12 protein-coding genes are annotated in these 12447 nt (G+C 67.9%); 6 read left to right on the forward strand and 6 right to left on the reverse strand.

The features are described 5' to 3' along the window. Window positions 1-129: 129 nt before the first annotated feature. Both ACQPZQ_RS37185 and ACQPZQ_RS37190 read right to left on the reverse strand, forming a co-directional pair. The gene (locus ACQPZQ_RS37185) at window positions 130-1308 is read right to left on the reverse strand and encodes an FAD-dependent oxidoreductase (RefSeq protein ID WP_433288850.1); all 1179 of its coding nucleotides are present in this window, start codon (window positions 1306-1308) and stop codon (window positions 130-132) included. Window positions 1309-1443: 135 nt separating this feature from the next. Continuing rightward, window positions 1444-1944 carry an ArsI/CadI family heavy metal resistance metalloenzyme gene (locus ACQPZQ_RS37190; protein WP_433288852.1) on the reverse strand — a complete coding sequence of 167 codons (501 nt, stop codon included), beginning with the start codon at window positions 1942-1944 and terminating at the stop codon, window positions 1444-1446. 76 nt (window positions 1945-2020) lie between these two features. Between ACQPZQ_RS37190 and ACQPZQ_RS37195 the strand changes: the two genes are divergently transcribed. Genes ACQPZQ_RS37195 through ACQPZQ_RS37205 form a run of 3 tightly spaced genes read left to right on the forward strand, consistent with a single transcriptional unit; the run spans window position 2021 to window position 3860 of the window. Further along, window positions 2021-2395 (forward strand): ArsR/SmtB family transcription factor, encoded by a 375-nt coding sequence (locus ACQPZQ_RS37195; protein ID WP_433299541.1) that lies wholly within the window; start codon window positions 2021-2023, stop codon window positions 2393-2395. Then, window positions 2392-3456, forward strand: a complete 1065-nt coding sequence (arsB, locus tag ACQPZQ_RS37200; RefSeq protein ID WP_433288854.1) for an ACR3 family arsenite efflux transporter — start codon at window positions 2392-2394, stop codon at window positions 3454-3456. The genes ACQPZQ_RS37195 and arsB overlap by 4 nt, the downstream gene beginning before the upstream one ends. Then, window positions 3447-3860 (forward strand): arsenate reductase ArsC, encoded by a 414-nt coding sequence (locus ACQPZQ_RS37205; protein ID WP_433288856.1) that lies wholly within the window; start codon window positions 3447-3449, stop codon window positions 3858-3860. Before arsB ends, ACQPZQ_RS37205 begins: the two co-directional genes overlap by 10 nt. A 16-nt stretch (window positions 3861-3876) precedes the next feature. On the opposite strand, the gene ACQPZQ_RS37210 is transcribed toward ACQPZQ_RS37205, so the two are convergent. Then, window positions 3877-5046, reverse strand: coding sequence for an MFS transporter (locus tag ACQPZQ_RS37210; RefSeq protein ID WP_433288858.1), 1170 nt, complete (start codon window positions 5044-5046; stop codon window positions 3877-3879). 93 nt (window positions 5047-5139) lie between these two features. Beyond that, entirely contained in the window at window positions 5140-6648 is a 1509-nt protein-coding gene (locus tag ACQPZQ_RS37215) for an FAD-binding oxidoreductase (protein ID WP_433288860.1), read from the reverse strand. A 235-nt stretch (window positions 6649-6883) separates the two neighbouring features. Between ACQPZQ_RS37215 and ACQPZQ_RS37220 the strand changes: the two genes are divergently transcribed. Further along, a complete protein-coding gene (locus ACQPZQ_RS37220) occupies window positions 6884-7609 on the forward strand; it encodes an ankyrin repeat domain-containing protein (protein WP_433288862.1) in 726 nt (241 codons plus the stop codon). A 101-nt stretch (window positions 7610-7710) separates the two neighbouring features. On the opposite strand, the gene ACQPZQ_RS37225 is transcribed toward ACQPZQ_RS37220, so the two are convergent. Both ACQPZQ_RS37225 and ACQPZQ_RS37230 read right to left on the reverse strand, forming a co-directional pair. Next, complete coding sequence (locus ACQPZQ_RS37225) at window positions 7711-8934, reverse strand: glycosyltransferase (RefSeq protein WP_433288863.1); 1224 nt, start codon at window positions 8932-8934, stop codon at window positions 7711-7713. A gap of 942 nt (window positions 8935-9876) precedes the next feature. Then, window positions 9877-10485, reverse strand: a complete 609-nt coding sequence (locus ACQPZQ_RS37230) for a TetR family transcriptional regulator (RefSeq protein ID WP_433288865.1) — start codon at window positions 10483-10485, stop codon at window positions 9877-9879. Window positions 10486-10646: 161 nt separating this feature from the next. On the opposite strand from ACQPZQ_RS37230, the gene ACQPZQ_RS37235 reads away from it, so the two are divergent. Both ACQPZQ_RS37235 and ACQPZQ_RS37240 read left to right on the forward strand, forming a co-directional pair. Next, window positions 10647-11531 carry an MBL fold metallo-hydrolase gene (locus ACQPZQ_RS37235; RefSeq protein WP_433288867.1) on the forward strand — a complete coding sequence of 295 codons (885 nt, stop codon included), beginning with the start codon at window positions 10647-10649 and terminating at the stop codon, window positions 11529-11531. Between the two features lie 295 nt (window positions 11532-11826). Continuing rightward, window positions 11827-12285, forward strand: a complete 459-nt coding sequence (locus ACQPZQ_RS37240) for a helix-turn-helix domain-containing protein (RefSeq protein WP_433288869.1) — start codon at window positions 11827-11829, stop codon at window positions 12283-12285. Window positions 12286-12447: the final 162 nt, after the last annotated feature.

Here is a 12447-nt window from a genome sequence, read left to right on the forward strand (position 1 = left end):
ACCGCCTCGCCCACCCGACTGTGTGTGAGTGTCGCTCCGAACCCGAACAGGCCGCAGGGCATGACCGGCGCCCGATAGAGCCCGCTTCTACGCCGTGAACACGACCCGAGCCGAATTCGACTCGCATCTTCAGGCGCTCGACTGCGTTCGTGGTGCTTTCGGGCCGGCTGCGGGCCGTTCGCTGGAAGGCTGCGCTCTCAAGTCGAGCTCCTCCGCGGTGGCCGCGACAGGGCGCTGTCCCGGCGTGGGGCGGTAGGCGGCGAGCGCGACGGGGCGGCGGTTGCTGGTGAAGGACTCGAGGGCCTGATGCACGGCGAACTGGTTCTGCCGCAGGTATTTGGCCAGGATGACGGCGTCCTCGATGGATGAGGTTGCGCCCCGGCCGGCCGCAGGAGACAGCGCATGGGCGGCGTCGCCGATGACAACCGTGTGGCCGCGGTGCCAGACGTCGGTGGGGTCGAGGTCGTAGAGCGCGATCGGGCGGCTCACCCGAGAGCCGTCGAGCACGGGGCCCACGGGCGTGTCTCGGAGCGGGACGATCATCGTCGGCAGGTCGACCGTCGCGGTCGGGCTGTCACTCTGGTGGCGCGAGAACCAGAACGAGCCGTCGCGGGCGTCTCCGACGTAGCCGGCAACACCGTTGCCGTGGCGCCAGAAATGCAGCACACCGGTCGGAAGTCCGGCCACCGGACGGGGATGGTGGCCATAACGGATGATCTCGCCCGTGTAAGCGGGGTCGACCAGGTTGCCGAGTGAGCGTCGGGTCGCTGAACGGGATCCGTCCGCACCCACGATCAAGTCCGCATCGAGATCGGCCGCTGTTGCGGAACTGTCGTAATGACAGCTGACACCCAGCGTTTCCAGCTGATTCCGCAGGATGGATATCAAGTCCTGCCGCCACACATGGGTACTCGAGTACCGATGCGTGGGTTCAGTGCGAGAAAACTCCGACGCCGCGCCGGTAGCGATGTCGACAGTGCGCACCTTTGTCACGGGGAAGCCGACGGCCCGCAGGCTGTCGGCGACACCCACCTGATCGAGTCCGGTCATCGCAGCGGGCCCGAGCGTGACCCATCCCCAGTCCTCGACGGGCCGTGCACCCGCTTCATGGACTTCGACCTCGACACCGATCTCGGCAAGGGCGAGCGCTCCGGTCGCCCCGCCGATACCAGCACCGATCACCACCGCGCGCATGCCTGTCAAGGCTTCCCCACAGCTACGGTCGGCGACACCTTTCACGCCGCCCTTGAGGGGGAGGTCACAGATTCGAGCGAGGAACGGCGAAACCTGGCCGCCGCGCAGGGCCACGTTTGCTCTCGAGATCGCAGTATGGCGAAACCAGCATCATTCCGTGGTCCGCACGAATGCCCGGCCGGCCCGCTTGATGAGCAGTTCCTGGCGTTGGACGCCGGACGAGGCAATGTCGGGCACCACGGCGATCGGTCAGGTGTTCACGGGCGAGCAGCAGGCGCTGCTGTCGGCGGTCTGATCCCCCTGGGCGTCATTGTGGCTCGGGGTTCCGCACTCGCAGGCTGCCGCCGCCGACACGCCCACGGGGTGGATCGACGTGGCGTCGGGTGCATCCGCCTTGACGGTGTAGACCTCCCACGGCTCCTTGCCGGGGCCGTGTACCCACACCTTGTCCTGCAATGCGTAGCAACAGGTGGTGTCGTCCTCGACCTGTGTGAACAGCCCCAGCTCGGACAGCCTGCCGGTGGCGTCACGGACCTCGTCGGTGGTCTCGACCTCCACGCCGAGGTGGTCCATGACGGTCGGCTGGTCGGGCTCACCCTCGATGAGCACGAGCTTCAGCGGCGGTTCGGCAATCGCGAAGTTGGCGTAGCCGGGACGGCGCTTGGCGGGCTCGACACCGAACAGCGACCGGTAGAACGCGATGGATCCTTCGAGGTCCGACACCCGCAGGGCGAGCTGAACTCGAGACATGGCCACGGCCCTCCTTGTTTCGACATCTGTCGAGACAGAGGTTGCGCGCTATCTCGACGACTGTCAAGGTAGAAGAATGTCGAAACAGGGGCTGTCGCTCGGCGAGCCGACCGAGGTGGTGGGGTGCTGCTCCCCGCTGGTGCGCGAGCCCTTGTCGGCCGTGCAATCGACGGAACTGGCGCGTCTGTTCAAGGCGATGGGCGACCCGGTCCGGCTCCGCCTGCTCTCGCTCATCGCCTCACACGACGGTGGGGAAGCGTGCGTGTGCGAGCTGACCGACGTGTTCGACCTCTCCGGCCCGACGATCAGCCACCACCTCAAGGTGCTGCGCGCGGCCGGGCTGATCTCCGGTGAGCGGCGAGGGACGTGGGTCTACTACCGCGTGCATCCTGAAGCGCTGGGCCGGCTCTCCGCCGTTCTGGTCCCGAGCGAGTCGGCGGTCGGTTCGTGAGTGTTCGGACGAGCTCGGCGCCGGTCGTCGCGAAGCTCTCGACACTGGACCGGTTCCTGCCCGTCTGGATCCTGGTTGCGATGGCCGTCGGCCTGCTCGCCGGGCGAGAGATCCCCGGACTCGGGCCGGCACTCGACTCCGTGTCGGTCGCCGGGGTGTCCCTGCCGATCGCCCTCGGGCTGCTCGTGATGATGTACCCGGTGCTGGCGAAGGTGCGTTACGACCGCCTCGACACCGTCACCGGCGACCGCCGGCTGCTGATCACCTCGCTCCTCCTCAACTGGATCCTCGGCCCCGCGCTGATGTTCGCGCTGGCCTGGCTGCTGCTGCCGGACCTGCCCGCGTACCGCACCGGGCTGATCATCGTCGGGCTCGCCCGCTGCATCGCCATGGTCATCATCTGGAACGACCTCGCCTGCGGCGACCGGGAAGCCGCCGCCGTACTGGTCGCGCTGAACTCGGTGTTCCAAGTGGTCGCGTTCGCCGGCCTGGGCTGGTTCTACCTCGACGGCCTACCCGGCTGGCTGGGGCTGCCCCAGACCGACCTGACGGTGTCGCCTTGGCATGTCGCCGGATCCGTACTGGTCTTCCTCGGCGTCCCGCTGGTCGCCGGCTACCTGTCACGCCGCCTCGGTGAACGCACCCACGGCCGGAACTGGTACGAGTCCCGCTTCCTGCCCCGCATCGGGCCCCTTGCCCTCTACGGGCTGCTGTTCACCATCGTGATCCTCTTCGCCCTGCAAGGCGACGCGATCACCTCCCGGCCCCTGGACGTGGCCCGGATCGCCCTCCCTTTGCTGGCCTACTTCGCGATCATGTGGGCAGGCTCCTTCGCCATCGGCAGGCTCGCCGGGCTGGGCTACGAGCGCACCACCACGCTGGCCTTCACGGCCGCAGGCAACAACTTCGAACTTGCCATCGCGGTTGCGATCGCCACCTTCGGTGTCACCTCTGGACAAGCCCTCGCCGGTGTCGTCGGCCCGCTGATCGAGGTTCCGGTCCTGGTCGCCCTGGTCTACGTCTCCCTCGCCGCCCGCCGCCGCTGGAAGGAGTGCACGTGACTCCGGAAGTGCTGTTCGTCTGCGTGCACAACGCCGGCCGCTCCCAGATGGCCGCCGCCCTGTTGCACCACCACGCTCGCGGCAGCGTCACCGTCCGCTCGGCGGGCTCGGCACCCGCCGACACCATCAACCCGGCCGTTCGCCAGGTCATGGCCGAGATCGGCATCGACCTGTCCCGCGAGCAGCCCAAGCTCCTCACCAGCGACGCCGTCCAGGCCTCCGACGTCGTCATCACCATGGGCTGCGGCGACGCCTGCCCGATCTTCCCCGGCAAGCGCTACCTCGACTGGCAACTCCCGGATCCCGCAGGCAAGAGCCCCGACGAGATCCGTCCCGTCCGCGACGACATCGACGCCAGAGTCCGCGCCCTGCTGGCCGAGCTCATCCCGGGCCCGACGGTCTAGCGGTACGCCCGGACCGTTATGTCGTCCCCTCCCCCGGGTCAGCAGGCTGCCCGCCGGGGCCGTGGACGAGCCTGGCGTAGGTTGCCACGCACGCCCAGGCCAGCACGGCAATGACCATGAAGGACCGGTACACGCCGTCGTACCCGATCTGAGCGGCAAACGTAGCCGCGGCGACGGGAGCCAGGAGGCCTGCGATGCCCCATCCGGTGAAGACCACGCCGTAGGTACTCCCGAACTGTTCGCTGGGGACTACGTCCGCGGTAGCAGCCGGGATGAGCGTGGAGATCGCGCCGTACTGCGTCCCCAGTAGGAACAGGGCGACGAGCGCGATCGGCCCAGTCGCGCCCACCGCCGGCGGGAGACACGCGAGAAGGAGCAAGGCGGAGTTGCCGTGCAGCGCGGTGGACCGTCCCACCCGGTCCGACAGGGGGCCTGCGACGAGTCGACCGACGAAGTTGCCGATGTTGAGCAGCGTCACCGCGAGCGCCACTGCGCCGGGTGTCCCGGCCAGGTTCCCGGCCTGCGCGAAGGCGGCGAGAGCAGGTGCGCTACTCAGCGCGAACACCAGCCAGAGGACGGCGACGGGCCTGCTCGGGCGGGTCCAGCGGGCCCGATGCCGCGATTGACGCGGACTGCTGGGCGCACGGCCGGGGACGAGAGCAGCAGCGGCGAGGAGGACGCCGCCGAGCACCGCGGCCAGCACGACGAAGGTCCCGCTGCGTCCGACCGCGACGAGCAGGGCGGCGGCCACCGGAGCGAGGACTGCCGTGCCGACCGCGTAGGCGCTGACCACGAGGCCGAGCGCCAGGCCACGTCCGGATTGCACGGTGCCGGCAACGCGGACGGCGGTGGCATACCCGAGCCCGGTCGAGGCGCCGAGCAGGATGCCGAAGGCAAGGATCAGTATCGGTAGCGATGTCGCGGCGGCGCTGCCCAGCAGGCCGAGAACTGCGCCGACGGCGGTGAGCAGGGCCAGCCGCCGGGGCGAGACCGAGTCGGCCACCCGCCCGCCGACCAGGACCCCGACCGTGAAGGCTGCCAAGCCGACGGAGAAGACACTGGCCAACTGGGCATCGCCGACGCCGAGGTCCCGACGCAGTGACCCGGTGAAGACGTCCCAGGCGAACAGCGGGCTCACGGCCAGGTCGAGCAGCACCGCGCCGGCGAGCGCGCGCCACTTACTCACCGCGGATCTGCCGGACGGGTTGGCCGGAGCGGGAGCAGCCGAGAATGAACCAGCAGTTGACGGTGCGCCAAGGGTCTCAGTTGCGGTCGGTCCTCAGAACGCGGGCGGGATGCTCTGCTCGTACTGGAAAACGTTCCGAGGATCGTACTTCGCCTTGATCCTGCGCAACCGGTCGAAGTTGGCACCCCAGTATGCGGTCGCCCAGTCCTGCATTCCGACGTTCGGGACGTTGACGTAGGCGCCGTTCACGTAGGGCCGCAGCGCCTGGCTGAATTCGGCGATCCATGCCTGGGCCTGCGGGGTCAGTTCGTCGCCGCTGCCCGGTACGCCGCGGGTGCCCCAACCGGCGCCCGGCTCGGAGTAGAAGAGAGCGTCACGGTGAGGGAACGACGTGTCGCCGCGGGGGCTCTGCCTGACCGCTCCGCCGAAGGCCTGGGTGAAGAAGTTGCTGTCGTCGGTGGGCGCGTCCCGCATGAACGAGCCGATGATGGTGATCGCCTCGTCCGGGAACGGCTTCTGGGTGAACTGCGAGAAGAATTTCCAGTTCGCGGGTTCGTTCTCGGTCGGGATCTGAAATCCCGAATACACCTCGCCCCAGTTGCCGATCTTCACCGAGACATTCGGGTTGCCGATCGAGAGGATCGGGGCCAGCAGCTTCTCCGCCTCCGCCTGCGTCCCCTCCGCGAGGACCGCGAACAACAGGATCTGGTTCCGGTGGATCTCGAGCTGGGTGCCCAAGCGGTTGTCGGCCACCGGCGCCGTCCGCTGCCAGGTGTCGAAGACCCCGTGCAGGTCCCCGATGCCGTCCCACGTCGCCTGCAGGTAGGCGACGCTCTGGAGCGGAGCCACCTCGTAGGTGAGTGATGTGACGATGCCGAAGTTGCCGTTTCCCGCGCCGCGCAGAGCCCACAACAGGTCGGAATTCTGCTCCAGGCCCGCCTTGACCACCCCAGCGCAGTCGGCGCCTTCCGCGACGACGACCTCGGCTCCGACCAGACCATCGCAGGCCATACCGAGGTACCTCGTGAGGAAACCGAAGCCGCCGCCGAGCGTCGCACCGGCCAGGCCCACGCTGCCCTCCGTGCCGGTCGTCACGGCAAGGTTCTTCTCGGCGAGCGTGGTCACCGCTTCCAGCTGGTTGAGCCCGGCGCCGACCGTCACCGTTCGAGCGAGGGTGTCGATGTGCACCGACTTCAGCTCGCTGACATCGATCACGATGCCGTTGTCCACGTTCGACCAGCCTTCAAGGCTGTGGCCGCCGCTGCGCACCCGCAGCGCGACGTCATGCTGCCGCGCCCATGTCAGCGCGTTGACCACGTCCTGGGTGTTCTGCGCGTAGACGATGACCAGCGGGTAGTGAACGAACAGTTCGTCCCAGCCCAGGCTCGCGTCGGCGTAGTCGGGGTCGTTGCGACGGACGACGCGGCCGGTCAGCTCCGCCGGTGAGCACGTCACGCTCTCGGACTCCTTGCTCACGTCGCTCGCGCCCGGCGACTCGACGGACGTGATGCCCGAGGCGACGACCGCACCGGCTCCGACCACCGCGCCGGCACCGGCAACCGCCGTCGCCTTGAGGAATCCGCGACGCGAAAAGCCGTTCATGATCCGTTTCCTCTCGTCCGCCTGCGGGCGCGAATCTCTCCGAGGGCGATTCAGGGGAATCGGAAAGTAGCAAGGGTGACCATGATGGACAGTCCCGACACGCGTGCAACCACGGTCGAATGCCGCGGAGTGCGGGAGCTTGCGCTGAGGATTCCACCTCCGAAACCCTTACGGCATGCTGGATCTTCGTCCGGTATCGCGATGACCGAATCCCCGCCGCCGATTGTGAGTAGCCGTGCCTGCGACACTCAGCCCTGATCACCCGCTCGCCGTGGCCGCTGTCGACGCGATCCGCATCGGAGCCCTCGACACGCTGACCAAGCTTCTCGCCGAGAACCCCGGCCTGGCCACCGCGCGCCTGGGCGACGACCGCGAGGCACGCTCACTTCTGCATGTACTGACCGACTGGCCCGGCCACTTCCCCGGCGGCGCCGCCACCGTTGCCGCACTCGTCGATGCCGGTGCGGACGTCAATGCCCGCTTCGTCGGCCCCCACGCCGAGACACCGTTGCATTGGGCCGCCAGCTGTGACGACGTGGAGGTCCTTGATGCCCTCCTCGATGCCGGCGCCGACATCAACGCCGACGGTGCGGTCATCGCCGGCGGCACTCCGCTCACTGACGCCACCGCTTTCGGCCAGTGGAGCGCCGCCCGGCGACTGATCGAACGCGGCGCGCACAGCGGACTCTGGGAATCTGCCACGCTCGGCCTGTTGGACCGCGTCGAAGCCTGCTTCAGCGCGGACCCGGCGCCGACCATGGAGGAGATCACGGGTGCCTTCTGGGGCGCCTGTCATGGCGGCCACCGAAGCACTGCCGAATACCTGCTGTCCCGTGGCGCAGACCTCAACTGGGTCGGATGGAACGAGCTCACCCCGCTCGACGCCGCTGTCCGCCATGGCGCCACCGACCTCGCCGACTGGCTTCGCGCCCTCGGCGGCCGCTCCTCGCCGCGCCGATGATCGTGTGCATCGGCGGGCACAGGCTTCTCCGAAGCGCATCCGTACTACGGCCGATGTGCTGCATGGGCAGGACCATCGACACCGTCAACGACGAGCACGAGCTACCACGCGTCCCAGGACGTGGGCTGCGACAGACCGAGCAACCGGTGTTCGATCATGTTGGCCCCGTGCTCCGCTCCGCCGGTGGCGGCGAAGCCCGCGGCGACCCGGCGGGCTCCGTCGGTCATCGCCATTGCCTGCCGAACCTTGTTACGTAGGCGGGTCGCGGTGAGGTCCTTGGCCGGCAGCCGAGTGCCGCATCCCGCCACCTCGACGCGCCGGGCGACCTCGAACTGATCGCGCCCTTGCGGCACCACACATACCGGAACGCCTCGGGCCAAGGCTTTTTGCGTCGTGCCCATTCCGCCATGGGTAATGGCGCACGCCGCGCGGTCCAGCACCACACTGTGCGGCACGAACTCACAGACGGTCGCGTTCGCCGGCGCCGTGATCTCGGCCGGCATCCCGGCCGGGAAGGTCGCCACGACGTGGACCGGCTCGTCGGCCAGCGCGCTGAGCACCAGGAGCGCCACGTCGATGTCGCCATGGAACTCCGAGGACGTCGACACCAGCACGATCGGCCGGTCGATAGCGGCCAACCATTCCGGCATCACCTCCGGCGCGGGGTCGAACGCGCATGCGCCGATCAGTTGTATCGAGTCATCCCAATCCGGATGCGGGTAGTCGAACGGCTGCGCGGTGGCGACGAGCTTCAGTAGTGGCCGCAGCATGAACTCATCCACCGAACCGGCAGGCGGCACACCGACCCGTGCGCAAATACGGTTGAGCGGACCCAACATCGCCTTGTTGAACGCCCCGCTCGCCCTCGGTCGAACAAGCGCGTCCCTGACCCGGCCGACCATGCCGGGCCACGGCCGCAGCCCGGGTCCCCACGGTGGTACCCCTCGCGATCGCAGGTAGGGGAGAAAGGCATAGAACGACGCCCAGGGCAGCCCACTGGCTTCCGCCACCGCGGCCGCACCCCAGCAGTTCGCGTCGACGATCACCACGTCGGGTGTCACATTGGCGATCGCGTTGCGCAGGTCATCCACTTCGTACTCCGCGCGCGTCGCGAACACGTCCAATGCCCGTCGGAGGGCGGCCTTGGGGTTCGTGGCCTTCCAGTCGTCTAACGGCGTGGACTCGATGCGGGGATCGACGGCCTCGGTCGCGAAACCCATCTCGCGACCGATCTCCACGCCGGCGGCAAGGGTGCGTAGCGTGATGTCGTGACGCCGGTCGCGAAGCTCTGCCAGCAGGACGCTTGTGGGGAACAGGTGACCCATCGCGGGTGTCTGGTAGGTAAGTATTTTTGCCACTTCTCACCTTTCTCAACGAGGCTTTCTCACCCGCGGTGAGGCCGACTTCCCCCGCACGCATCGTGCGGAGGACAGCTGGGGGACTTCGCACCGCCGGCCGCGATCATGCTTCGTCGACACGGAAGCCCTTGATCGCCAACGCCTCCGGTGACGCGTTCCACCACCGGCACAAATCGGGTATCGGGCCGGATTTTCTCCACAATCCGGCGTCGCGGAACCTCCGCACTGCAACGTCGTGAGATCGAAACGATTCGATACGCAACACTGGACTCCCCAGATCGCACCCGTCTTGGGCTAGTTTACAGCATTGTGATGTAACGAAATTTGCCCGGACGGCCCTCTAGTACCGATTCTTGCTTTCCGCGGCTTTTGGTTTCCGTATGCCGTACAGCCCTTCGAGCGCCGCGTGACCTGCGCCAAGGATCACGAGCGCGAACCTCCAACGCCCTGCCGGGCCGTGAAGGGAGCCATCGGGTTGGATCGATCGACTGGCCCGTCGGCGGCCAAGCTCGAGCGCCGCCCGAGGGTCCGACTCGGCCATCTGCCCCTCAGCTGACCGACCTCGACGAGTTGCGGCCCTCGACCTGCCGTTGAAAACCCGGCGGGTGGGTCACCGCCCGAGGCAGGCCAGCCTGCACGTCAAGAGGTGGGGCCGGGCCGAGAGCAAACCGCAGTAGACGACGCCGAACTGCTCACATGATGCGGGGAGCCGTCACCAACTTGCGAACCGGCTTGCTGCGCCGCGGTCGCGGCTGCGACCTGCGGAGTTCGCCGGTCTGGACGGGCCTCGGGTGACCGTGACGAACCGGCGGTAATCGCACGGTCGTCGCACGCGTTGAGCCCGCTGCGCCCCGTCGACGAGTGGCGGCCCACTTCGCGGCGGCTGTCAAGGCGCGCCATCAGGAGTTTTCAATCCTTCTGAGTAGGGTGGCTTCGACTGTCCAGCAACTGGTGTGCTGCGGCCACCAGGAAGGCACGGTGCCGTGCGCGCTGTTCGGCTGCCGCCGGATTGTCACCCAGGATCATTTCGGCGAGTTGCGGAACGTAGATCGTCCATTCGGCTAGGCCGATGAGCAGCATCAGCACTCGTTCAGCGGGTAGCTCGTCGTTGATATAGCCGGCCCGCTGGGCAGCGGCCACGGCCTCGACCTTCTTCGCGTAACCCGAGGCGCGCTGTGCGAAGTTCGGCGCCTGCCGGGGAGCGAACCAGAGGGCTTCCCACTGCACCAACCGGACGAGCCATGGATGGCCGGCACAATAGTCGAAAAGATCTCCGACGTATTCGGCCACATTATCCGGTCGCAGTTCCACAGCATTCGCGAGCTTTTCGAGCTCATTCGCCAGGACGATAGTGAAAAGCGTGGTCTTGTCGCCGAACTGTTCGTAGAGTGCGCGTTTGTTGGCGCTGGCACGACTGGCGATTCGCTCGACCCGAGCACCGGCGATGCCGAAGTTGGCGAACTCCTCAACGGCGGCCGCCAGGATGCGGCGCCGGGTGTCGGAAGCATCGCGGGGCATCGCGACCAGTATCGCACCCCCACAGCATGGCGAACCGAACGGTTCGGTACGTTTCCGAGCCGCAGGGACCACGGGTCGGCACTACCTCTAGGAGTGTTGTGACAGGACGTTCTCAACTTTCACGGCGTGGCCTGATCGCGAGCGCCGCGGGAGCCGCCGCTGTGGCAGTCGCCGGCTGCGGGCAACAAGGTGCGGTAGCTCCCCCAGCCCCGCCGACCCCCGGGAGTGGCCTCACGTTGCGGTGGTTCGGCAACAATGCGTGGGAGTTGACCGCCGGCGAGATCGTCGTGCTGGTCGACCCCTGGCTCACCCGGTTCCGCACCGGCACCTACACGCCGGCCGGGTCCGACCCGACGACTCCCATCACCGTTGACACGGCGCTGCTGGACGGGTACGTCACCAAGGCCGACGCCGTCGTCGTCACGCATGGGCATTTCGACCACCTGCCCGACGTGCCGCACATCGCGGCGCGGACCGGTGCAACGGTGTTCGGCACCGAATCACACTGCAACATGCTGCGCGCGCTGGGCGCACCGGCCGCGCAGCTCAACGAGGTGCGCGGCGGCGAGCGGATCCACTACCCCGGATACCGCATCGACGTGGTGCCCTCGCTGCACTCGATGGTCGGCCCTCGGGCGCAGGTGCCGTTCCCCGGCAGCCGGCTGGGTGCGGTGCCGCCGAGGCCGCGCACGATCGCCGACCTGGTGGAGGGCGGCACGCTGGCCTACGAGATCACGATGGGCGGTCGCGCCGTGTTGGCCCTGGGCGGGTCCAACTACCTGGACCGAGAGCTGGCGGGGCGGCGCCCCGACGCCGTGCTGCTCCCGGTCGGCGGCGGCTCGGTGCCGGACTACGTGCCCCGTTTGCTCGAACTGCTCGATCATCCGGCCACCGTGCTGGCTACCCACTGGGACGACTTCGACCAACCGCTGGAGCAACCGGCTGTGGACACCGGCGCCCTGGAGAAGTTACGCGCGACGGTCGCCGAGGCCAGTCCGTCGGCGACGTTCGTTCAGCTCGATCACCTGCAACGTCACACTCTCTGACCTTGCATGACAGGTGTCGGCCTTGCGGTGACGCCGGAACGCTCACGGGACGCGCGTCGCCCGGCGAGTCGCGTGGCCGGGTAGCGGGCTACGCCGGCCGCGCGCGCCGCCGGAGGTCTCGCCTTGATCTCACAGACGCAGATTCGGCAACGTAGGCGCGGTTCGTGGTGTCCGGTCCCGGCTGATGCTTGACGTTCCGGTCTCACCTGATGCTTGACGCTCGGGCCTGATCGGCTTTCCTGCTCGTCGTCCTGGTGGACGGTGGGGCGGGAGGCCGGGATTGGCCCTGGTGGACATGACCGTTGTCGAGCTGCGCTACCGCGCCGTGCTGGCTGTCGAGCGCGGCGAACGCAAGGTCGACGTGGCCGCCCAGTTCGGGGTCTCGCGCCAGTCGGTGCACTCCTGGTGCGCCCGGTATGCCGCGCACCCGGCGCGCCGGCTCGACCGCGTCCCAGGACCAGAGCACACCCTGAACCAGCGGAGCGCAGGACGCCACGTCGGCCTCGCGGAGCCTGAGGCCGTAGCTCTCGGCCACAGAGATGGTGGCCGACTCGTCGGGCGGTTGAAGGGGCATCGAAGATCTCCTCGCGGTCGACCCTCGCACATACGAGGGAGAAAGATTACGCGACCACTGTTTCTGGTGGAGCGCCAAGACCATGCCAGCAGAAAGACGCTGCTTCTACAGTCGCCCTCCGATAGGGTTTCACCAGCGATCTCGTGGGACCGCGCCACAATAGACGCGCGACAGACGTAGATTCGACAGAGACAATTCGCGAACCGATGAGGGCCGTAACCAGTTATCAAACCCGTCATCTCGGTGTCCAAAATGGAGCGAACAAACAGAGAAGTGTTCGGCTCTGCCGACCCGGATCGACACAAGGTGTTCGGCTGCATGGTATCGAGCAGCTCGCCGAGC

The sequence above is a fragment of the Pseudonocardia sp. CA-142604 genome (assembly GCF_050948475.1).
GTDB lineage: Bacteria > Actinomycetota > Actinomycetes > Mycobacteriales > Pseudonocardiaceae > Pseudonocardia > Pseudonocardia alaniniphila.

Coding starts and splice junctions, on each gene's coding strand:
- ACQPZQ_RS37190 (WP_433288852.1), bottom strand. CDS start 1,944: ATGTCTCGAGTTCAGCTCGCCCTGCGGGTGTCGGACCTCGAAGGATCC.
- ACQPZQ_RS37195 (WP_433299541.1), top strand. CDS start 2,021: ATGTCGAAACAGGGGCTGTCGCTCGGCGAGCCGACCGAGGTGGTGGGG.
- ACQPZQ_RS37215 (WP_433288860.1), bottom strand. CDS start 6,648: ATGAACGGCTTTTCGCGTCGCGGATTCCTCAAGGCGACGGCGGTTGCC.
- ACQPZQ_RS37225 (WP_433288863.1), bottom strand. CDS start 8,934: ATGGGTCACCTGTTCCCCACAAGCGTCCTGCTGGCAGAGCTTCGCGAC.
- ACQPZQ_RS37230 (WP_433288865.1), bottom strand. CDS start 10,485: ATGCCCCGCGATGCTTCCGACACCCGGCGCCGCATCCTGGCGGCCGCC.
- ACQPZQ_RS37240 (WP_433288869.1), top strand. CDS start 11,827: ATGACCGTTGTCGAGCTGCGCTACCGCGCCGTGCTGGCTGTCGAGCGC.